General features: G+C 59.6%; 15 protein-coding genes. 8 read left to right on the top strand and 7 right to left on the bottom strand.

Features of this window, described 5'->3' with window-relative positions; all coding sequences use genetic code 11:
- Positions 1–38: 38 nt before the first annotated feature.
- The 5 genes from FTE24_RS19015 (at position 39) to FTE24_RS19035 (ending at position 4,153) form a co-directional block, all read left to right on the top strand.
- On the top strand, positions 39–236 hold the full coding sequence (locus FTE24_RS19015; RefSeq protein WP_150233917.1) for a hypothetical protein: 198 nt from the start codon (positions 39–41) through the stop codon (positions 234–236).
- Positions 226–804 carry a zeta toxin family protein gene (locus FTE24_RS19020; protein ID WP_150233914.1) on the top strand — a complete coding sequence of 193 codons (579 nt, stop codon included), beginning with the start codon at positions 226–228 and terminating at the stop codon, positions 802–804. Before FTE24_RS19015 ends, FTE24_RS19020 begins: the two co-directional genes overlap by 11 nt.
- A 96-nt stretch (positions 805–900) precedes the next feature.
- Positions 901–2,175: a mechanosensitive ion channel family protein gene (locus FTE24_RS19025; protein ID WP_150233913.1), complete on the top strand. Its 1,275-nt coding sequence runs from the start codon at positions 901–903 to the stop codon at positions 2,173–2,175.
- 36 nt (positions 2,176–2,211) lie between these two features.
- Positions 2,212–2,673, top strand: coding sequence for a GNAT family N-acetyltransferase (locus tag FTE24_RS19030; RefSeq protein ID WP_150233911.1), 462 nt, complete (start codon positions 2,212–2,214; stop codon positions 2,671–2,673).
- Between the two features lie 193 nt (positions 2,674–2,866).
- Positions 2,867–4,153: a galactokinase gene (locus FTE24_RS19035; RefSeq protein ID WP_150233908.1), complete on the top strand. Its 1,287-nt coding sequence runs from the start codon at positions 2,867–2,869 to the stop codon at positions 4,151–4,153.
- 82 nt (positions 4,154–4,235) lie between these two features.
- Here the strand turns inward: FTE24_RS19035 and FTE24_RS19040 are convergent, their stop codons facing one another.
- From FTE24_RS19040 to FTE24_RS19065, 6 genes are all read right to left on the bottom strand, one after another.
- Positions 4,236–4,946, bottom strand: coding sequence for an ABC transporter permease (locus FTE24_RS19040; protein WP_150233906.1), 711 nt, complete (start codon positions 4,944–4,946; stop codon positions 4,236–4,238).
- Positions 4,947–4,969: 23 nt separating this feature from the next.
- Positions 4,970–5,881 (bottom strand): ABC transporter ATP-binding protein, encoded by a 912-nt coding sequence (locus FTE24_RS19045; RefSeq protein ID WP_150233904.1) that lies wholly within the window; start codon positions 5,879–5,881, stop codon positions 4,970–4,972.
- Positions 5,882–5,964: 83 nt separating this feature from the next.
- Complete coding sequence (locus FTE24_RS19050) at positions 5,965–6,609, bottom strand: TetR/AcrR family transcriptional regulator (protein ID WP_150233902.1); 645 nt, start codon at positions 6,607–6,609, stop codon at positions 5,965–5,967.
- Between the two features lie 120 nt (positions 6,610–6,729).
- On the bottom strand, positions 6,730–7,764 hold the full coding sequence (locus FTE24_RS19055) for an NAD(P)/FAD-dependent oxidoreductase (RefSeq protein ID WP_415663202.1): 1,035 nt from the start codon (positions 7,762–7,764) through the stop codon (positions 6,730–6,732).
- A 28-nt stretch (positions 7,765–7,792) separates the two neighbouring features.
- Entirely contained in the window at positions 7,793–8,845 is a 1,053-nt protein-coding gene (locus FTE24_RS19060; RefSeq protein ID WP_150233898.1) for an ABC transporter substrate-binding protein, read from the bottom strand.
- A gap of 123 nt (positions 8,846–8,968) precedes the next feature.
- A complete protein-coding gene (locus FTE24_RS19065; protein ID WP_150233896.1) occupies positions 8,969–10,621 on the bottom strand; it encodes an AraC family transcriptional regulator in 1,653 nt (550 codons plus the stop codon).
- A gap of 174 nt (positions 10,622–10,795) precedes the next feature.
- Between FTE24_RS19065 and FTE24_RS19070 the strand changes: the two genes are divergently transcribed.
- From FTE24_RS19070 to FTE24_RS19080, 3 genes are all read left to right on the top strand, one after another.
- Complete coding sequence (locus tag FTE24_RS19070) at positions 10,796–11,644, top strand: aldo/keto reductase (RefSeq protein WP_141447960.1); 849 nt, start codon at positions 10,796–10,798, stop codon at positions 11,642–11,644.
- A gap of 184 nt (positions 11,645–11,828) precedes the next feature.
- Positions 11,829–14,264: a polyprenyl synthetase family protein gene (locus FTE24_RS19075; protein WP_150233894.1), complete on the top strand. Its 2,436-nt coding sequence runs from the start codon at positions 11,829–11,831 to the stop codon at positions 14,262–14,264.
- Positions 14,265–14,728: 464 nt separating this feature from the next.
- Positions 14,729–19,717 (top strand): S-layer homology domain-containing protein, encoded by a 4,989-nt coding sequence (locus FTE24_RS19080; protein ID WP_150233892.1) that lies wholly within the window; start codon positions 14,729–14,731, stop codon positions 19,715–19,717.
- Positions 19,718–19,824: 107 nt separating this feature from the next.
- Here FTE24_RS19080 and FTE24_RS19085 read toward each other — a convergent pair whose 3' ends face one another.
- Positions 19,825–20,292: a hypothetical protein gene (locus tag FTE24_RS19085; RefSeq protein WP_150233890.1), complete on the bottom strand. Its 468-nt coding sequence runs from the start codon at positions 20,290–20,292 to the stop codon at positions 19,825–19,827.
- Between the last annotated feature and the right edge of the window lie 8 nt (positions 20,293–20,300).

The following is a 20,300-nucleotide window of genomic DNA, read 5'->3' on the forward strand; positions in this document are numbered from 1 at the left end:
AACGAACTACAGTCCATATAGACAACGGAGGGATCGGTATGGCGATGAGCCGTGAACAGCTGCAGAAGATTTTGGATCAAGCTTATGTCAATGTTCGTCACAGGGCGAAGCAGTCCGAGGCGTCTATCTATTATATAAAAAATAATGTGCACATTCGTGAAGATGCGAAGGGTCATAAATTTGAAATCTTGTTCGATTCCGAAGGGAACCGGCAGGAGAGAAAATATGTCGAATGAATTAGGGCCTGTCATGACCGTATTCGCTGGAACCAATGGAGCGGGTAAAAGTACAATCAGCTTGCAAATGCAAGAATGGATCGGCGAGGTCGTAGATCCCGATCAAATTGCTATGCGTCTCAACCCTAATGATCCGCGAAGTGCCGATTTAACGGCAGGAAAAGAAGCGATTAGAAGAATTCGGGCTTTAATTGCAGCCAAGCAAAATTTTACTGTCGAAACTACATTATCCGGCACCTTTTTTTTGAAAAATATGCAGTTGGCCAAAGCGCGGGGTTATAAAGTTGTATTGTATTATATCGGCCTTCGAAATGTCGAACTGCATATTAACCGAGTAGCTTCACGGGTCGAACAAGGAGGCCATTGGATCGCGGAGAAAGACATTCGTTGGCGATATGGGCACTCTTTGCAGAATTTAAAGCCAGCTATAGAAACCGCAGATCGTGTCATTTTAATGGATAATACATATGTCCCGGAAGTTATTGCGGAAATCAGACAGAATAAGATGATCTATTGTGTGGATAAAGTACCGGAATGGTCGGAGAACCTTATTAAGCAGTATCGTTAAACGCGCCGTTTCCTGTGTCCGACTTTGATTCCGCCCCTCCCTATCCTTTATAATAAAGGCTTGTTCGATTATGTATCACCGGGCTGGGAGGGACTCATGAACTTTATCCGAAATCAACTGGAAGGCTACGGCATGAGCGAGACGATGATTGTGTACGTATCGAACATCGTCATGGTGCTGTTCATCGCGGCCATTTCCATTATTGCCAATCTGATTACGAAAAAAATCGTGCTGACCGTGATCTCGCGGGTAGTCAGCAAGTATCGGCACAACTGGAGCCAGATCGTGCTGGAGAAAAACGTGCTGCATCGGCTGTCGCATCTCGTGCCGGCGATCATCATTTATTTTTCCGCGTGGTCGTTTCCGATCTATCAGGTCTTGATCGAGCGCTTGGCGGCGGTGTACATGATCGCGGTCACTATTATGGTGATCAATGCGCTGCTGAACGCTTTTGACGAAATTTACCGGTCGTTCGAAGTGTCGAAAGTGCGTCCGATCAAAGGCTATATCCAGGTTATGAAAATCGTGCTGTTCATCATCGGCGGCATTCTGATCGTGGCGGGATTGATCGGGCAGAACCCGTTGATTATCCTCAGCGGTCTCGGCGCGCTGTCGGCGGTGCTGATGCTCGTATTCAAAGACTCCATTCTGGGGTTGGTGGCGGGCATTCAGCTGTCGTCCAACGACATGGTGCGCGTCGGCGACTGGATCGAGATGCCGAATTACAACGCGGACGGCGACGTGGTCGACATTACGCTCAACACGGTCAAAGTCATGAATTTCGACAAAACGATTACGATGATCCCGAGTTACGCGCTGATCTCGGACTCTTTCCGCAACTGGAGAAGCATGCAGCTGTCGGGCGGCCGGCGGATCAAGCGCAGCGTTCAGGTCGATACGACGAGTATCGGGTTTTGTACGGACGAGATGATCGCCGAATTCAAAAAGATCCATTACCTGTCCGATTACGTCACGAGCCGGCTGCAGGAGATCGAAGATTACAACCGCGAACACCGGATCGACCGGGGCAGCAAAGTCAACGGACGCAGCCTCACCAACGTCGGCGTGTTCCGCGAGTATATCCATCAGTATTTGCGGCATCATCCGAAGATCCACCAGGAGATGACGCTGATCGTCAGACAGCTGGCGCCGGGCGACAACGGGCTTCCGCTCGAAATCTACGCGTTCAGCAACGATACGGCGTGGGCGGTGTACGAGTCGGTGCAGGCGGACATTTTTGACCATATTTTCGCCGTCGCTCCGATATTCGGCCTGCGTCTGTTCCAGAATCCGACGGGCCATGATATTACGCGTCTGCAAGAACTCGAAGAGCGCCCGGCCGCGGCCGGCACCGAATCGAGGATCGGTTAGAAGATTAACCCAAACGAAGCGAAGGGGCGATTCTCCATGAACGAGTACGAAACGAATGCCGATCAGGTCGAGATTATCCAAGCTTTGCCCGAGCATTTCCCGCAGTTGGCGCAGCTCTGGCTCGATACGTCGCTCGCGGCGCATGCTTTTATCGATTCCGCGCATTGGACGACGAACAAGCAGGCGATGGAAGAGCGGTACCTGCCCGAATCGGACGTCCAGATGTGCCTGGAAAACGGCGAGATCGTCGGTTTTGCGGCCGTGAAGGAGAACCGCCTGGCGGCGCTGTTCATCGACGAATCGCGTCAGGGCCGGGGATACGGACGAAGACTGCTTGATCGGGTAAAAGAAGGCCGGGATACGGTCACGTTGAACGTATACGCGCAAAATGCGCAGGCCGGCGAATTCTACCGCAAGCAGGGCTTCAAGCTTGAACGCGAGCAGGTCGACGCCGCCACGAACGAACGCGAATACGCGATGGTGTGGAATCGGGACTGAATTTTTCCGCTTTGAAGGCGCTCCTTCCCGGAGCGCCTTTTTGCCGTGCAGCCGAATGACCAAGCCGAAAAAACAGGCATGTTGGCAATTTGCCCTGTATGCGTATTCAAAAATGTGTCATATTGAAGAGGTGGGCGGATAGATCCGCTTCCTTAACCGGCTTGACCTACCCCGTATTCAGGAGGAATTTGGTATGACGAATGAAAATAACCCGGCTGTTCTGCAGACGCCGGAGATGATCTCCGCTTTGACCGCGCTGTACGGCGCAGCCAAGCTTGACGAACAAACGGTGCGCTACCAAAAAGTGCTGGACGCGTACGCCGACACCTACGGACCGGAAGCGGTGCGGCTGTTCAGCGCGCCGGGACGGACCGAGATCGGCGGCAACCATACCGACCATAACCACGGCAAAGTGCTGACCGGCAGTATCGATCTCGATACGATCGCCGCGGCGGCGAAGACGGAAGAGAACGTCATCACGCTGCGTTCGGAAGGATACGAGCGGCAGTACGCCATTGATCTGGATCAATTGGAGCCCAATGCTGAAGACGACGGCACAGCGGGCTTGATCCGCGGCATCGTCGCCGGCTTCGCCGAACAGGGCTACCGGACCGGCGGATTCCGCGCCTACGTCTCGAGCAGCGTGTACAGCGCTTCGGGCCTCAGCTCGTCCGCTTCGTTCGAGATGCTGATCTGCACGATCCTCAGCGAGTTCTACAATGAAGGAAGCTTGAACGCGGTGCAGATCGGCAAGATCGGCAAATACGCGGAAAATAAATTTTGGAACAAGCCGTCCGGCCTGCTGGATCAGATCGCCTGCGCGCACGGCGGCCTGATCTCGATCGATTTCGAGAATCCGGACGAGCCGGTGATCGAGCCGGTCACGTACCGGTTCGATCAGGACGGGTATGCGCTCGTGATCGTAAATACCGGCGGCAACCATGCGGACCTGACCGAGGACTACGCAGCCGTTCCGCGGGAGATGTTCGCCGTAGCGGAGCTGCTCGGAACGGAGTTCTGCCGCGGCACGTCGGCGGACGAACTGTACGCGCGCCTGCCGGAAATCCGCGAAAAAGCCGGCGACCGTGCCGTGCTTCGCGCGCTGCACTTTTTTGAAGAAAACGAGCGCGTAGACGGCATGCTGGACGCGCTGCGCCGCGAAGATCTGCAGGCGTTCCTGCCGTTGATTACGGAATCGGGCAATTCGTCGTGGAAATGGCTGCAGAACGTCTATCGTCCCGCAGCGACAAGCGGACAGGAAGTGGCGATCGCGCTGGCGATCACGGAGCGCTATATCAAGCAGCTCGGAGCGGGTGCGTGCCGTGTGCACGGCGGCGGATTCGCGGGCGTGATTCTGGCTGTGCTGCCGCAGGATGCGGTCCAGGCTTATCAAGACCTGATCCAGCGCACGCTGGGCACGGAATCGCTTGAAATCCAGGTTCGCGCGCACGGCGCCGTCTGCCTGGATCGGGTGAAGTAGAATTCAATAAACGCTAAAAAAGAAACGAGCCGCCGAAGAGATTCGGAAGGCTCGTTTTTTACGTTCCGTCTTGTCCGTCGAATTACCGCTGGTCCGCTCGTTTCCACCAAGATATCGTCCCGAACGCACCAAGCTCAAATACCAGGATCAGAATCACATAACTGGCTGTACCCAGCGGAAACAGCGTCAAGCCGCTCATCGACAGATGCAGTGCCGGAATCGACCAGGGCAGATAAGGGCCGAGTGCGGTCGGTCCTGCAGTCAGGGCGACCATCAGCGTGGTGAACGCGTAAGCGATCGGAACCAGATAACCGCGCGAGATGCTGGCCAGCAGCGCGATCGGCGAACAGAGCAGCAGATGAAAAACGGCGATCAGCAGCAGTTCGACGAACTGATGGGTGATAATAGGCCAGGAAAAACCGGGAACGCCGATTAACAAGCCGATCAGCAGCGAGAAAGCGAAGATCGTCAGCGCTGCGACCAGACACCAGAACGCGATGACGACAGCCTTGGCGATCACAAGGGTGGTGCGCGAGACTGGCAGGGCCAGCAGGTCTTTCACGGTCCGGTCCGTATACTCCCTCCCGAAGGTCCAGGCGGTAATCGTCCCGAATCCCATCAGACCGAATACGGAAGCGAACAAGAAGGTCATGCTTCCCAAATGCTCGTTCCAGTCCGCTCCGCCGGAGCGAATGCCGGTCACGAACAACAGGAAGACCAACATCCCCCACAGTACCGGTGAACGGCTCAATTTTCGATTTTCCACGTAAACGGCATTCCCTAATAATCTCATATTGGATATCCTCCCTGCAGCCATTATTCGCTTACCCGCTGTAAAAAATACGATTCAAGGCCTTCTTCTTCAACCGTCAGCCCGGCCAGTGAAAAGTTGGCGTTCACCAGCAGCTTGGCTACCCGTTCCGGCTGCCGGATCGCCTGTTCGTCCGCAATCTCGATGCTGCCTTCAGCCGAGATTTGCGCACGGTAACCGGCTTCCAGCAGCAGTCGATTCGCGGTGTCCCCATGATCCTGAACCTTAACCATCAGCCGTTTACGCCGGAGCTGCTCGAATTCCTGCGAGCTGATCTCTTGAATCAGTGTGCCGCCGTGAATAATGCCGATCCGCGACGCCAGCTTGGACATCTCCTCCAAAATGTGGCTGGAAATAAATACGGTCATCCCTTCCTCCCTGGCCAAGCGGCGCAGAAGTTCGCGAACCTGAACGATGCCTGCCGGGTCGAGCGCATTGGTGGGTTCGTCCAGAATCAGAACGGAGGGGTTATGGATCATGGCTTTGGCCAGGCCAAGCTTCTGGGCATTGCCGAGCGATAGATTTTTGGCTTTGGTATCGGCATAAGGCGTCAGCTGCAATTTTTCTATGACGGACTCGGTCGCGCTTTTTGCCGGCAGACCCCGCAGTCTGGCGATCAGCCGCAGATTGTCGCGTACCGTAAAATTCGGGTATGCATAAGGCGTCTCCACCATGTAGCCGATCTGTCGCCACAGATCGGGCTTGGCTTCGATGATGCTTCGACCGTTGATATAGGCGGCTCCGGAAGTCGGCCGAATCATGCCCAGCAGCATGCGGATCGTCGTCGTTTTTCCGGCTCCGTTCAGACCCAGGAATCCGTAAATTTCTCCCCGGTGCACATTCAGCGATACGTCCTGCAGAACCGAATGGGTGCCGTACCGTTTGGTCAAAGATTCCGTGCGAATGATCTCCTGCATCATCAACTCTCCTTGTTTTCTTATTTCGTTTATCGAACGTTCGTTGAGTCAAATTATCAAAAAAAGAAGCACCGAAGTGCCGCTTACTCGAGGGTCGTTTTGGCCCACAACTGCATGTAGAATTGCGATAATGTACGGGCTTCCTCCTGCTCCATGCGGGTTCCCCTCAACAGCTGCTGGATCACGGTAAACACGATATGCGCCAAAAACTGCGAGGAAGCGAGCGAGAAATCCATGTGCCGAATATCGCCCTGCTCCGCGCGCTGCGACAGATAATCGGACATCGCTTCGAACGGAAGACGGGTGACGCTGTCGAGCGCTTCTTTCTGTTGGTCGCTCAGCAGAGAGCGCTCGCGAAGCAGAATCTGGAAGTAGGCTTGGTCTTCCGTCAATTTCTGCGCCAGCCCGACAATCAGCTCCGTTAATACATGGGACAGAGGCAGATCGGTTTTTGCAAACGTCTTTTGAAAAAACAAAACGATGCCGCCGATCCGTTCTTCCTGCGCCGTTTGCAGCACAGTGGTCAGAATTTCGAATTTGCCGCCGGGAAAATAGTGATACGTCAGGGCATCCGCCATGCCGATTGCTTTATTCAGCTCGCGCATCGATACGGCATGATACCCTTTGCTCGCAAAAAGTTGCTTGGCCGTCTGGAGGATCTGCTGTCTGCGATGTACAGCTTGAAGATCTCGACTTGTCATACGTTTGCCGGGCTGTTTCGATTCCATAACCGTTCCTCATTTCACTAAACGTTCGTTGAACCAATAATAAGCGCGTTTAACGGCAAAGTCAAATCCAAAGCAAAAACAAGCCGGACGTTGAACCGCCGGCTTGTTCATTGGAGTGAATCACAGAGGCTTCGATGCCGCCAACGCCCGGTTCAACTCGCGGAACCGGTCATGGTGCGACGACACGCCGGCCATTTTGCTGGCGTTCGGATCGAGGTACAGCTTGGCGTGGTTGACCGCCAGCACGGCGTCGTTGAATGCACCGGCGATCAGGCGCACCTTCGTGCCGAAGGTGACGAAGTCGCCCGCGCCGAACACGCCCGGAATCGACGTAGCCATGCTGTTGTCGACCGTCACGCCGTAATCCTGCCGCTCCAATCCCCATTCGAGCAGATGTCCGTAATTGCGGCTGAAGCCGTGATTGACGAGAATTTCGTCCGCTTCGATCCGCATTTCGGCGCCGGTCTCGGCATCGGACAGCTCGACGGCATGGATCCGGTCGCCTTCGCCGATCAGGCGGGAGACGTTGAACGGCGTGCGCACTTCGGCGCTTGCATACATACGCGTCACCTGGCGCTCCAGCGCGTCGAACTCGCGGCGCCGGTGGACGACGATGACGTGCGAAGCATAGTCCGCAAGCTCGACGGCCCAATCGACCGCGGAATTGCCGCCGCCGGTCACCAGCACTTTTTTGCCGCGAAAATGTTCCAGATCGGTGATCGTGTAATGCAGATTCGCCAGTTCGTAGCGGTCGGCGCCTTCGACGGCAAGCTTCTGGATCTGCGTGATGCCGCGTCCGGCGCACATCAGGAGCGTGCGCGTGAGATGCAGCTCGCCCGTATCGGAAGTCAGCATTAGCACGCCGTCTTCCCGCCGCTGCAGGCCGCGAATCTCCTGTCCGAACACGATCGTCGGATCGAAAGTCCGCGCCTGCCGCTCCAGATCGAGAATCAGCTGCTCGCAGCGGATCGGGTTGACCCCGCCCACGTCCCAGATCATCTTTTCCGGGTACATGCGCATGAATCCGCCGAGCTCGTGCTTGGCCTCGATCAGCTTGGTGCGCATCTCGCGCATGCCGGCATAGAAAGAAGCGTACATGCCCGCCGGGCCGCCGCCCACGATCGTCAGGTCATAAATATCGGTCATTGCGTTCACTCTCCTATTCGGCCGCGGAAGCATGCCGTCATTGTAGGGCCGTCAGCCGCTTCACCAGTTCGTCCGTGAAGTTGGCGTACCCGATCGGGCCTTCGCCCTGCACCAGATCCTGCGTCGTGACCGGAATGACATGGCCTTCCTTGACCGCGCGCAATCCTTTCCACAGGCTGCTCTTCATGAGCTGGTCGTAAAATTCGGTGCCGTCTTCGCCGTCGACGACCCGCTGCTCCAGCAGGATATAGTCGGGATCGATCTCCGGCAGGAATTCGAGCGAGAACGGGGTGAACCAGTCTTCGGCGCCGGCAATCGCCGGCGGCACGTTCAGGCCGAGATCGTGATACAGCAGCTTGATCGCGCCGCCCCGCTGCTCGTCGTCGCCCAGATAGCGGTACTGCTTGGCTTCGACGCGCAGCACGAGCACGGTCCGGTCGCCGAGCGCCTGCTCCAGCTGCGAAGCCGCTTCGGCAGTCTTCGCGTGGTAGGCGGCCATTTCCGCGTCGCTCTCGCTCTGCTTGTCGAACAGCTGCGCAAGCTTCGGCATCGATTCTTCCATGCCGACGGTCGAATCGAGCGCGACGGTCGGAGCGATCTTGGTCATCTGCTCGTACGTGCTCTCGTCGACCGAGATACCCGGCGCGACGATCAGGTCGGGAGCCAGCGACAGCAGCAGCTCGAAGTTGTGTTCGTACTGCGGATATTCGATGATCTCGACGCCCTGCTCCTGCAAATATTGCGTGCGGTATTCCGGTTCGACGCTGCTCGTGTACAGCACCATATCCGGCGCTTCGCCCATCGAAGCCAGGTATTCGGCGTAGCGCGAACTCGTCACAAGCACGCGCTGCGGATCGGCCGGAATACTCACTTCGCCGTACAGATCCGTATAGGTGCGGGGCGAAGCTTCCTGCGCGGGCTTCGCTGCGGCTCCGTCCGCGGAGACTGTATTGGATGGCGGCGCGGCTGCGTCCGGAGAAGCCGCGTCCGCGGAAGCGGAAGGCGACGCCGGACTTGTATCGGTCGAGCAGGCGGCAAGCGTAACGGCCAGGAACAACGTTCCGAGCAGGGAAATCAAACGTTGGGACATAGGGAATCTCTCCTCGTCTTCTGTGTAATAATGATAATCATTGTCATTTACACAGCATAGCAAAGAGAAGGAGAGGGCTCCATAGTCGAACGTGCGCAAAGAATAGGACGATTGTGCGCGGGCTCAAGACTGCGCATGCGCGCTGCCGGTCAGGCAGGCGACGACGTAAGCGATCAGGGCGGCATGTCCGGTCGTGCCGAGCCCCGCGGTCCACAGCCGCGTATCCGCGTCGTAGACCCGGCCGCGGCGAACGGCGGTCAGCTGCGGCCAGAAGGAGCTGCCGAGCAGGCGCTCCACGTTCTCGTCCGCGGAGCCGGCTTCCGTCCGGCGGTTCTCGACGAACAGGTAATCCGGATCGAGCCTGGCGAGCCGCTCCGGCGCCACCGGATTGAACCAGGCCTGCCCGGCGTCGAGGGCGGCAGGCAGGGACAGACCAAGTTCGCGGTACAGCACGCGCGAAGCGCCGCTCGAATGCGCGCCGAGATAGCGGCAGCCCGTGCGTTCGACGCGCAGCACCATGACGGAGGCGCCCGGTTCGAGCGCTGCGGCGAGTTCCTGCCGGGCCTGCGCGGCTTCGGCGTCCATCTGCCGCAGCCGTTCGGCCGCTGCGGCTTCCCGGCCGAACAGGGACGCGAGCCGCTCGACCGTGCCGACGAGGTCGGGCGAGATCCGCACGAGGGCGGGCGCGAGCGCGCGGAGCCGATGGAGCGTATAGTCGTCCGTCGGCCCGCAGAGCAGCAGTTCCGGCCGGGCTTCGCGGATCGCGTCGATCTGCAGCGAATGCTGCGGGGAGCGGATCACGTGCACGCCGTGCCGCTCGAACCGCTCAAGCTGCGCGGCGGGAACAAGCTCCGGGGTGAGCGCCACGCTGTGGGGCGTCACGCCGAGATCGAGCAGAATCTCGGCGCCGCGGGCGGACGTGACGCAGATGCGGCGGGAAGAGACCGTGCCCGCGTAGTCGCGCGGCGCACAGCGGGCGAATTGTTTGAAGCGGCGGCTGAAGTACGACGCGTCTTCGAAGCCGACCCGCGCCGCGATCTCGCGGGTGGGCAGGCTGGAAGACAGCAGATGTTCCTGCGCGCGGTAGATGCGGTACGCGGACAAATAGTCCAGCGGCGGCTGTCCGGCATAGTCGCGGAATTTGCGCGAGTAATGCCACGGGCTGAGACCCGCGATGTCCGCAAGCGTCTCGCGGGTCAGATTGCGGGCGTAATGCTGCCGGATATGGGCCATCGAGCGGCGCAGCCCTGCTTCGGTGCCGTCTGCGCCCGCGCGGTTCTCCGGCCGGTAGAACGATTCGATCAGCGTCAGCAGCAGCCGCTGCCGGCGGATCGCCTGCCCGGCACTGCCGCCTTGGCCGCGCCGCAGTTCGCCGCTCAGCTCGGCGAGCGTCTCCGCCGGCACGGAAGACAGCTGGAAGCTGTCGCCGGAAGGCAGCTCCCAGAAGCGCGGATGCAGCTCCGGCGCTCCGCCTTCGTCGCCGCGCAGCCCGTACAGGCGCACCGCGATGACCCAGCCTTCGGCGCCTTCCGCCGCGCTCGAAGGCGCTTCGATCCGCACGCCTTCGAGCGCGGCAAGGGCTTCGCCGGAGCGCAGCGTCACGGAGCGGCCTTCGATGCTCCAGGCCATCGCGCCCGTGCCCAGCAGAAACAGGCAGTTCGTATCCAGGTTTCGCGCCTGCGGCGCTTCGGCCAGCCAATCGGACAGCCGCCGGCAGCCGATCCATTGAAACTGCACCGGAACCGATGCTTCGCCGTATTCCAAAAAATTCGTCATGGGACCTTCCTCCTGTCCGGGCTTTAGCCTGCCGCAGCGACGGGCATGTTCCGGCCACGCTGCGGCATTTCGATCTTTTCATCATAAAGGCGCATACGCTCCAGGCCAAGCGCCGATTTTGATCGCCGCGCCCAAAAGTGCTATCGTAGAACGATACGAGAGGAGGGCTTTTTCATGTCAACGCATATTCCGAATATCCGTCTGAACGACGGTCTCGACATCCCCGCGATCGGGCTCGGTACGTACTCGCTGAACGGCTTTTCCGGCGTCGAATCGGTCAAAAGCGGTATCGAAGCCGGTTTCAGGCTGATCGATTCGGCTTTTAACTACGAAAACGAAGGAGCGGTCGGCCGCGCGGTGCGCGAAGCTTCCGTTCCCCGCGAACAGCTGCGCATCTGCTCCAAGCTGCCGGGCCGCCACCACGCGTACGACAAAGCGCTGCGCACGATCGAAGAATCGCTGCTGCGCACCGGGCTCGACTATTTCGACCTCTACATCATCCACTGGCCGAACCCGAAGCAGGGCAAATACGTGGAAGCGTGGCAGGCGCTGATCGAAGCGCGCAAGCGCGGTTACGTCCGTTCGATCGGCGTGAGCAACTTCCTGCCGGAGCATAACGAACGTATCATCCGGGAGACGGGCGTGGCGCCGAGCCTCAATCAGGTCGAGCTGCACCCGTACTTCGAACAGGCGCATCAGCGCGCGGAAGACGCCAAGCACGGCATCGTTACCGAATCGTGGAGCCCGCTCGGCCGCGGCAAAGGCGACGGCGTGCTGGAAGACTCGGCGGTGCGCGCGATCGCGCAGGCGCACGGCAAGACGCCGACGCAGATCGTTCTGCGCTGGCATACGCAGCTGGGCGCCGTTCCGATTCCCAAAGCCGGCTCGCGGGAACACCAGCAGGAGAACCTCGACATTTTCGATTTCGAGCTGAACAAGGAGCAGATGGCCGTCATCTCCGCATTCAGCCAGGGCAACAAGCGGCTGTGGGATCAGGACCCGGCGGAATACGAAGAGTTTTGAACGGAATTTTGGCGTGTCCGCAAACCCTGCTCTCCTCGTGGAGAGTCGGGTTTCTTTGTTGAACGGCCGAGTCTTTTTGCTCTTTTTACCGAGAGGCAGGCCCGGAAGTGTAACCCAATCCCCCGACCCGCCGTATAACCCCTAACGATTTCATACACGACACAAAACCTAAGGGGAATGACCAATGAGTTCGACATCCGTAACTGTAGACCCGGCCGAGCCGATCGATCCGATCGAGCGTCGGGCCAAAGAAGCGTACCGCAGGGCGGAACGGCGCGCGGCGGAATATCTGGAAGAGCTGATCGCGAGCGTACGGGGGAAAACGTACGCGGCGGCGCTGACGGAAGATTTTCGCATGTGGAAAAAGAAGCACGTCCGCCCGTGGCCGGCACGTCTGCTGCGCGGCGGCGGGAGTCCGGACAACCGCGATTACGACCGCTACCTTCACTGGATGGAGACGGCGGGCAAGCTGGACGATTACCTGGAGCGCAGCGTGTCGTATCTGTATATGCGCGATCTCGGCCGGGCGCTGAACGATCCCGATACGCAGCGGCGGGTGCGCCATACGGCGGCCGGACTCAAGCGCTCGCTGCTCAGCGGCGGCGATCCGCAGGAAGGCATGCCGACGGACGGCTTCGACACGGCGGCGCTGTACCGGTGGGGTCAGCAGGAAGGAATCGAAGACGCGGTGATCTGGATGATCGCCAAGATGAAGCGGGTGTCGGAGAACATTCCGGAAGGACTCAGCGCGGAGCACGCCCAGCGCAAGCTGCTCAAGATCATCGCCGGCGTCGTGCTGCATACGCGCGAAGAAATGGACGAGCGGACGCCGAAGGCCGAACGCTCGCGCCGGCTGGACGAAGCGGTGCGGCTCGGCTATTCGTACGGGCTGACGTATCCGTTCGTCGACGACCTGCTCGATTCGACGCTGCTGACGGACGAAGAGAAAGAGCGGTATTCGGACCTGATCCGCGGCGCGCTGCTGAGCGGGGCGGTGCCGAAATGGGATGAGTGGAACCATGCTTTCGAGAGCGACGGCGGACGCAATCTCGACCTGATCCGGTATATCCACAGCGAACTCGGCGAAGCGTTTTTGTATATCAAAAGCCGGCAGGCGGATGGGCTCGGCAGTTTGTTTTTCGAGCAGGCGTACGTCTTTTTCGAAGCGCAGGACACGGATCGGCGAAAAGAGCTGGCGCATGACGGCTACGACAGCCGCCAGCTCTACGTCCCGGTCATCTTGAAGTCGTCCGGTTCGCGCCTCATCGCGCGATCGGTCGGTCAGGAAGGCGAAGACGGGGGATTCGAGCGGCGCACGTTTTTCTACGGCATCTACAACCAGCTCGCCGACGACTTTGCGGACCTGTTCGACGATCTGGAAGCGGGCGCGGTGACGCCGTACACGTATTATTGGAAGCATCGCGGCCAACGTCCCGATCTGCAAAGCCCGTTCGAGATGTATTGGGGCGTTATCGCCTACCTGATCCGCGACGTATACGGCGGCGACGCGTATACGCGCGAAGTGCTGCTGGACCGGGCGATCAACGGACTCAAGCGGGCACGCCAGCGCCTCGGCATCCCCCGCTACGAAGAGCTGATGAACGTGCTGGCTGCCGGCATGCCGGAGCTGAACGCCGTCATTCAGAACATGGTGCGCCGGGCGGAAGACGTCGAGTTTTTCGACAAGCTGCTGCGCGACCGGATGCTGACCGAGATGAAGCGGGACCGCGAAGACCGCGAACGCTTCCGTGCGCTGCTGAGCGAAGTGCGCGCGGAGATCGACGACTCGCTGCCGATCCCGTCCGACTCGAACGTCCCCCATGTCGGCGACTCGCTGATCGACGCGGCCAACTACAGCCTGGCGGGGTCCGGCAAAAGGCTGCGTCCGGTGCTGGCGCATCTCGTGGCGACGGAAGGCTACGGCCTGGAAGCGGCCAAGCTGCGCCCGCTGCTCAAATCGCTGGAATATCTGCATACCGCGTCCCTGATCTTCGACGACCTGCCTTCGCAGGACGACGCGGATACCCGGCGCGGCCGGCAGACGCTGCATACGCGCTACGACGGCGCGACCGCCGAGCTGTCCGGGCTGCTGCTGATCCAGCAGGGCGTGCGCGAACAATCGCGCCTGCAGGGCTTCAAGGCGGAGACGGTGCTTGAGCTGATGCACTATTCGGCGCACAAAGCGGAAGAACTGTGCATGGGCCAGGCGCTGGACCTGAAGTCGCGGGGGCGGAAGCTGACGCTGGAACGGCTGAACGAGATCTGTTTTTACAAAACGGGGGTCGCGTTCGAAGCGTGCCTTATCATGCCGGCGATGCTGGCGAACGCGCCGCAGAATCAGCTCAAGCTGCTGGAGAAGTTCGCGTATCACGCGGGCATCGCGTTCCAGATCCGGGACGACCTGCTCGACGCCGAAGGCGAAGCCTTGCTGCTCGGCAAGCCTGCCGGACAGGACGCCGCCAACGGCAGTTCGACGTTCGTGACCGTACTCGGCCTCGGCGGGGCGAAGCGCGCGATGTGGGATCACTACTGCGACGCCGCGGATGCCGTGCGGGAGCTGCCGGAGAGCCTGCGGTTCCTGAAGCATCTGCTGGATTATTTGGTGCAGCGGGAACGGTAAGGCCGGGCGGGTCTGGACGAGATGGATCGGATAGGAAAAGATTACAAAGAAGCATAGATCAAAAGACATGGAAAAAGCCGTTTGGTCCCGGGACCGGGCGGCTTTTTTTGTGCGTTTTGCCTATTCACCGATACTCGCTGCCGCAAACCCGTTCGAACATTCGCCTTTTTTTGCCGGAAAAAAGGTCCAAATCGGATAAGTCAGGGAAAAAATCGGTTTCCGGGACGAAATTTTTCTATTTTTTGTCGGAAAATAAGGTTTAAGGGCGGAATTGTTCAGAAATTGTATAGTCTTGACCATTATAATGACCAAGCAACTGGATAGACACATTTTATCGGCGGAGGGGACTTGGCAGGGTGAAGGCAGCGGGAGTAGGCAAGAGGGGAATTACGGGAAGAACAGGCAAAAGAACGACAGCCGCATTGCTTGCGCTGTTGTTGGCGGCAGGTCCGGTATGGCCGAACATGCCTCACGCATCGGCGGAGACGCTGGGCGCGACGTCGTTTAACGATATCGACACCTGGAACGGAGACGTCGTGGGAACAGGCGTGCCGACGAGTGCCGAGATGCAGCTCGATTACGACAAAGGCATCGGCAAGCGGATCAGCAACGGATACGTGGACAGCACGACCAAAGCCGCGCTGTATCCGATCGAATCGAAAATCGACGGCGTGGCCCAGGCTCCGCGGGAGAGCGCGTATCTGTTGATGCGGGCGTTCGACGTGGACGAATACGACGGAAGCAGCGGCACGGGAGAATGGGATCGGGTCTACCTGTCCGAAGATCCGGCGCTGCTCCGTCTGGGCAATCCGTATACGGCCTGGCCGACGTCGGGCACTTTCTGGTCCGGCAAAACGGCCGATTACAAAAAAGAATTTCCGCAGCAGACTTACGTCGGCGCGCTTTCGGGCAATAACGAAAAGTGGAACACGACCGTCATGAAGCTGGATGCGTCCAAGATTCAAGCGGACGAACCTTATTATTACGGCGTATCGACGCATCATTACGTCAATGCCGCTTCGAGCGGCTCCACCCCGAACTGGGAAGTTATCGTCGATTGGGCGCAGCTCATCGTCGACGGCGGAGCCAAAGAAAGCGGAGCGATCGACAAAGGCGACATTTCGGTCGAAAAAGGCGGAATCACGGTCGATACGAGCTTCGTACCCAAGCAAAACGGCAACTTCGCGATGGAAGTCAGCGTCGTGAAGCCGGCGGCGAGCAAAACGGAAGTCGACCAGAACCTGGACACGAAAAAGAAACTGTTCAGCGGCGCCGAAGCGAACGTGCCACAGCCGTGGAGCGGCGTGCAGCTGGTCGATCCGAGTATCGATCCGGCCAAAGAGTACGACGTCAACGTCATTTTGTTCGACGATCGGGGCGACGGCAAGGTCGGGGAGAGCTACACCAATCCCGGCAAAGCGCAGCATATTTATACGGTGTCGACGTTCGATCCCAAGCTGCGCGACTTCGCGACCTCGGTCGCGCAGTACGACGCGACGGCGCTCGATCCGAACGAGTTCAAGGAAAATTACCTCAAAATTAACGGAGCCGCGAACGGTGCCCATCTGGACAAAGTTCGTATCGTGACGCTTCCGGATTCTTCCGCGGGACGTCTGGTGCTCCAGAGCGCAAGCGGCGTCACGACCGACATTGCGGCCGGCAGCGAGATTTCGGCCGCCGATCTGCCCAAGCTGAAGTTCGTTCCGGCCGAAGGCGGCTTCGACGGCTCGGCCAGCTTCGAATGGAACGGTTATGACGGCGACGAATATGCCGTCTATCCGGGCAAAGTCATGCTGACGGCCAACCACGCGCCGCGGCTCGACCCGATCCTGATCGAAGCGAACAAAGGCGAGACCGTGCCGCTGCCGCAGTCGATCTTCGACGAAGCTTACAGCGACGGCAAGTCCGGTCCGCCGAGCAAGCTGCGGTTCGATACGCTGCCCGATCCGTCCAAAGGCCGTTTGGTACTGGACGGAGGAAGCAGCAGCGCTCCGATCGACGTGCAGCCCGGCGGCGAGCTTGACGCTTCCGAGCTGTCGGCGCTGAGATTCGTGCCGGCGGAAGGGTTCACCGGCACGGAAGAGTTCCGCTGGAACGGCTACGACGGCACCCAATACGCGCTCAAATCGGGCAGCCTGACGATTCGCGTCAACGCGCCGCCTGCGGCGGGACATGTGGGCAAGTCGGGTTCCGCCGGTGACGCGGTGTCGTTCGGCCGGGACGACTTTTCGTTGACGCCGGCCTACACGGACCCGGAGAACGACAAGTTAACGAAGATTCGGATCACGCTGCCCGAAGATTTCAGCGTCAAGCAGGGCGAACTCTCGTACACCACGGTGACGGGGAATGTGTATCTGCCAAGCGGCGCACGGACCGAAATCGCGGCAGACGAGCTGAACACGCTGCGCTTCATGCCTTCGGCAGGACTGCCGAACGGCGGCACGGCGATCTTCGATTGGGAAGCGTACGACGGCAAGATGTACTCCGAAGTTCCGGGTACGGTCTCGATCGCCTACAGCGGCGTTCCGAGCGGAGACGCGGTAGGCGTCGGCGCGGAAGAAGGCGCGCCTTCCATTCCGGTCACGCTGCGCGGCAGCGATCCGGAAACGGTCACCGGGCTCGTGTACGGCATTGCGAGCCAGCCGCTCAAAGGCACGCTTACGCCGGCTGATCCCGCCGACCCGAACGGTGCGAATTGGACCTACGTGCCGAATCCCGACTTCATCGGCGGCACGGATACGTTCACGTATACCGTAAAAGACGCAGACGGTCAGGAGAGCGCTCCGGCGACCGTGACCGTCCGTATCGATCGGACGCTCGACGGATGGCCGGGCGACAAGGAAAGAGGCGACACCCGTCCCGCGAAAGCGATCCCGGGCCAATCGCTGAAGCTGTCGGCCGTCAGTTCGCTGCTGGCCGAAGGCGTAAACGCGAAGGTGGGCGGCGAGGAAGTGCCGCTGCTGCTGGCCAACGCTTCGACGTTCGCGCAGGACGGCTACAAGCAGTGGGAGAAATCGACGTATCCGCTGGATGCCCGCACCCTCCCCGGCCGCTACTCGGTCGCCTATACGGCTGTCGGGTCGGAAGGCATGATCCTGCCGGCGGAACCGGAAACGCGTCTGGCCGATAACGGATTTGAAGTGTTGGCCGTCGATCTGACGCTGACCGCCGATCCCGCCGCCATCGTCGGCGACGGCACGTCGCGGACCGAATTGACGGCGCTGTTGAAAGACGCGGAAGGCGTCCCTGTCCAGGGCGTGGAAGTGTCGTTCGATTCGGGCGGCATCGGCTCGTTCCCGAACGGCGATCGCGCCGTGACGGGCGCGGACGGCAAAGCGACCCTGACGTACCAATCGGCGAATATTACCGGCGTCGAGGAGCAGTCGTTCCCTGTCAAGGCAACCGTGAACGATCCAGTCCGCGGCTTGTGGGGACAAAAAGAGATCCGCGTCGTCTTCCTGCCCGCATCCGTAAAAGGCGTGCTGACGGAAGGCAAAAACAATACGCCTGTCGTCGGAGCCACTGTCCGTATCACGCTTGACGTGGACGGCAACGGCTCGATCGAGCCGGGCGTCGACTTCGACCGCACGGTGAACACCGACACGCACGGCGCTTACTCGGTGCCGGTTCCGTTCGGCGGACGCGAATACACGCTGACGGTGACCCGCCTGATCGAAGTCGGCGGCGTTCCGACGCCGGTGACGTACGAGCAGAAAGCTCAGGTCGGCATGGCTGGCACGACGGAAGAAGAAGTCTACGAATCGCAAAAAACCGCGGCCGGCATCGTCATGTTCAAACGGCCCGACGGCAGCAGTTCGTTGATCGACAACGCGTTCATCGCGCATACGTCGGTCTACCTGCAGGACGCTTCCGGCCACTATGTGACCGAAAACGGCAGTCCGAAGTCGTTCTCGCTCGGCAAGCAGGGCGTATTCAGCGCTCCGGGCTTGACGATCGGCGATTACAAGCTTGAGATCCGCTACGAGCTTGAACCGGGCAAGGCGATCACGATCGGGACGAGCACCGTCCACGTGCAGGCCAACGGGGAGATGAATATTTCCCAGGAGCTGGTCGATCCGTACGGCACGATTCGCGACGCTTCGACCAAAGCGCTGATCGAAGGGGCCACCGTGACGCTGTATTACGCGGATACCGCCAAAAATCGCGGCAGCGGCGTCGCGCCGAACACCAAAGTCGTTCTGCCGGCCATTCCGGGCTTCGCTCCGAACGACAATGCGAGCCCGGTCCAGCTGAGCGACGTGAACGGCTTCTACGCCTACATGGTCTACCCGGAGACGGATTACTACCTGATCGTCACGCAAAAAGGGTACGATACGTACACAAGCCCGACCCTGTCGGTCGGTCAGGAGATCGTGCGGCACGACCTTGAACTGACGCCGCAGCGCTCCGGCAGCCCGGCCGCGGTCGCGACGACGGAGCCGGTACAGGCGCCGCAGCTTGAACTGAAGCTGACGGTCGACCGCAATCCGGTCGAAGAAGGCGGACAATCGACGATCAAGGTCGATTACAAGAACGTGTCGGGCGTAACGCTCGGCGAAGGCACGATTCGCGTCGCCCTTCCCGCGGGAGCGGAAGTGATCGACGCGGCGGGCGGAACCCGCAACGGCGGTAGCCTGGTATGGACCGTCCGCAATCTGGACGGAGGCAAGTCCGGCAGCTACAATATCGTGCTGAAATGGCCGATGCAGCAGGGGCCGGAAAGCAGCTACCCGGTGACGGGCAGTTTCGCGGCCGGCGCTTCGCAGGCAGGCGTACAGGCGGCGGCGCAGTCCAACGTCAACGTACGCGTTCTGTCGCCGCGCTTCGAAGAACTGCGCCATCAGCGCTACATTCTCGGTTATCCCGACGGCGAGTTCAAGCCGGACCGTTCGCTGACACGCGCCGAACTCGCGGCGATCGTCGCGCGCCTGACCGAAAACGTCAACCTTAACGATCCGATCGGATTCCGCGACGTGCCGACTTCGCATTGGGCGGCCAATTATATCCGCATCGCCGTCAAGCACGACTATTTCGACGGTTTCCGAGACGGCACGTTCAAGCCGGAAAGCCAGGTGACCCGTGCCGAACTGGCCGCCGTCGCCGTCCGTTTCCTCGGACTGGAAGGTTCGGCCGCGAGCGGTTCGACCTTCACGGACACGAAGGGACACTGGGCGTCCTCGGCGATCGAGCGGTTGAGCCAAGACGGCTTCATCGCCGGCTACCCGGACGGATCGTTCCGTCCGAATCAGGTGCTCAAACGTTCCGAAGCGGTAACGCTGATCAACCGCATGCTGTCCCGCGGTCCGCTGACCGGACTGAAGCCGCAGTTCCCCGACATGCCGCAGACGCATTGGGCGTTCGGCGACGTGCAGGAAGCGACGATTTCGCACACCGCGAAACGCGGCGCTTCCGGCGAGATCTGGACGGGAACTTTGGCAGACGACGTGCAGTGAAACCAAACGAAGTCCGCTTCGCGGACAAGAAGAAAAACGGACGCCGATCAAACATCGGCGTCCGTTTTTTTGCGTGCGTAAGGGAAGAGGGTTCTTTTTCATGCGCTTTATTTGCTGTTTTCCGAGGCATAGGGCTCCCCAAGCGCTTCTTCACCTTCAGCGTAATACCATTGTTCGTAAACGGACTCGGCATTTGGCTCGTTGTTCGCGTAAAGCTCGAAGCGGCTGACCGAATCGGAATCTTCGGTGCGCACGGCAATCACGAAATTCGGATGGCCGCTCGAAAAATACTTGGCAATTTTATGGCTTTGAATCACTTCCGTATCGAACCGCTCGCTCATCAAAAATCGTCGGCTGTCTTCGAACAGGCCTGCCTTTTCTTCGTCGTCTATGGAATCTTTTAGCGTATGCGTCATATGGAAAGTCAAAGGGCTAAATGTAAGAGTCGTTTTCTCGATCGCCGGATGATCTGCCTGGATTTCCAGACGGAAATCTTTGACCGGGTCGTCGGATAGGGTGATCGTTTTGGAGCAGCCCGTCGCGATGCCGATCCCTAACAGAATGAATACAAGCATGCCTACTG

It is taken from the genome of Saccharibacillus sp. WB 17 (assembly GCF_008634075.2).
GTDB classification, from domain to species: domain Bacteria; phylum Bacillota; class Bacilli; order Paenibacillales; family Paenibacillaceae; genus Saccharibacillus; species Saccharibacillus brassicae.

Excerpts from the sequence above, each read along its gene's own strand:
- FTE24_RS19015 (WP_150233917.1), top strand. The coding sequence starts at position 39 with ATGGCGATGAGCCGTGAACAGCTGCAGAAGATTTTGGATCAAGCTTAT.
- FTE24_RS19020 (WP_150233914.1), top strand. The coding sequence starts at position 226 with ATGTCGAATGAATTAGGGCCTGTCATGACCGTATTCGCTGGAACCAAT.
- FTE24_RS19025 (WP_150233913.1), top strand. The coding sequence starts at position 901 with ATGAACTTTATCCGAAATCAACTGGAAGGCTACGGCATGAGCGAGACG.
- FTE24_RS19030 (WP_150233911.1), top strand. The coding sequence starts at position 2,212 with ATGAACGAGTACGAAACGAATGCCGATCAGGTCGAGATTATCCAAGCT.
- FTE24_RS19035 (WP_150233908.1), top strand. The coding sequence starts at position 2,867 with ATGACGAATGAAAATAACCCGGCTGTTCTGCAGACGCCGGAGATGATC.
- FTE24_RS19040 (WP_150233906.1), bottom strand. The coding sequence starts at position 4,946 with ATGAGATTATTAGGGAATGCCGTTTACGTGGAAAATCGAAAATTGAGC.
- FTE24_RS19045 (WP_150233904.1), bottom strand. The coding sequence starts at position 5,881 with ATGCAGGAGATCATTCGCACGGAATCTTTGACCAAACGGTACGGCACC.
- FTE24_RS19050 (WP_150233902.1), bottom strand. The coding sequence starts at position 6,609 with ATGGAATCGAAACAGCCCGGCAAACGTATGACAAGTCGAGATCTTCAA.
- FTE24_RS19060 (WP_150233898.1), bottom strand. The coding sequence starts at position 8,845 with ATGTCCCAACGTTTGATTTCCCTGCTCGGAACGTTGTTCCTGGCCGTT.
- FTE24_RS19065 (WP_150233896.1), bottom strand. The coding sequence starts at position 10,621 with ATGACGAATTTTTTGGAATACGGCGAAGCATCGGTTCCGGTGCAGTTT.
- FTE24_RS19070 (WP_141447960.1), top strand. The coding sequence starts at position 10,796 with ATGTCAACGCATATTCCGAATATCCGTCTGAACGACGGTCTCGACATC.
- FTE24_RS19075 (WP_150233894.1), top strand. The coding sequence starts at position 11,829 with ATGAGTTCGACATCCGTAACTGTAGACCCGGCCGAGCCGATCGATCCG.
- FTE24_RS19080 (WP_150233892.1), top strand. The coding sequence starts at position 14,729 with ATGCCTCACGCATCGGCGGAGACGCTGGGCGCGACGTCGTTTAACGAT.
- FTE24_RS19085 (WP_150233890.1), bottom strand. The coding sequence starts at position 20,292 with ATGCTTGTATTCATTCTGTTAGGGATCGGCATCGCGACGGGCTGCTCC.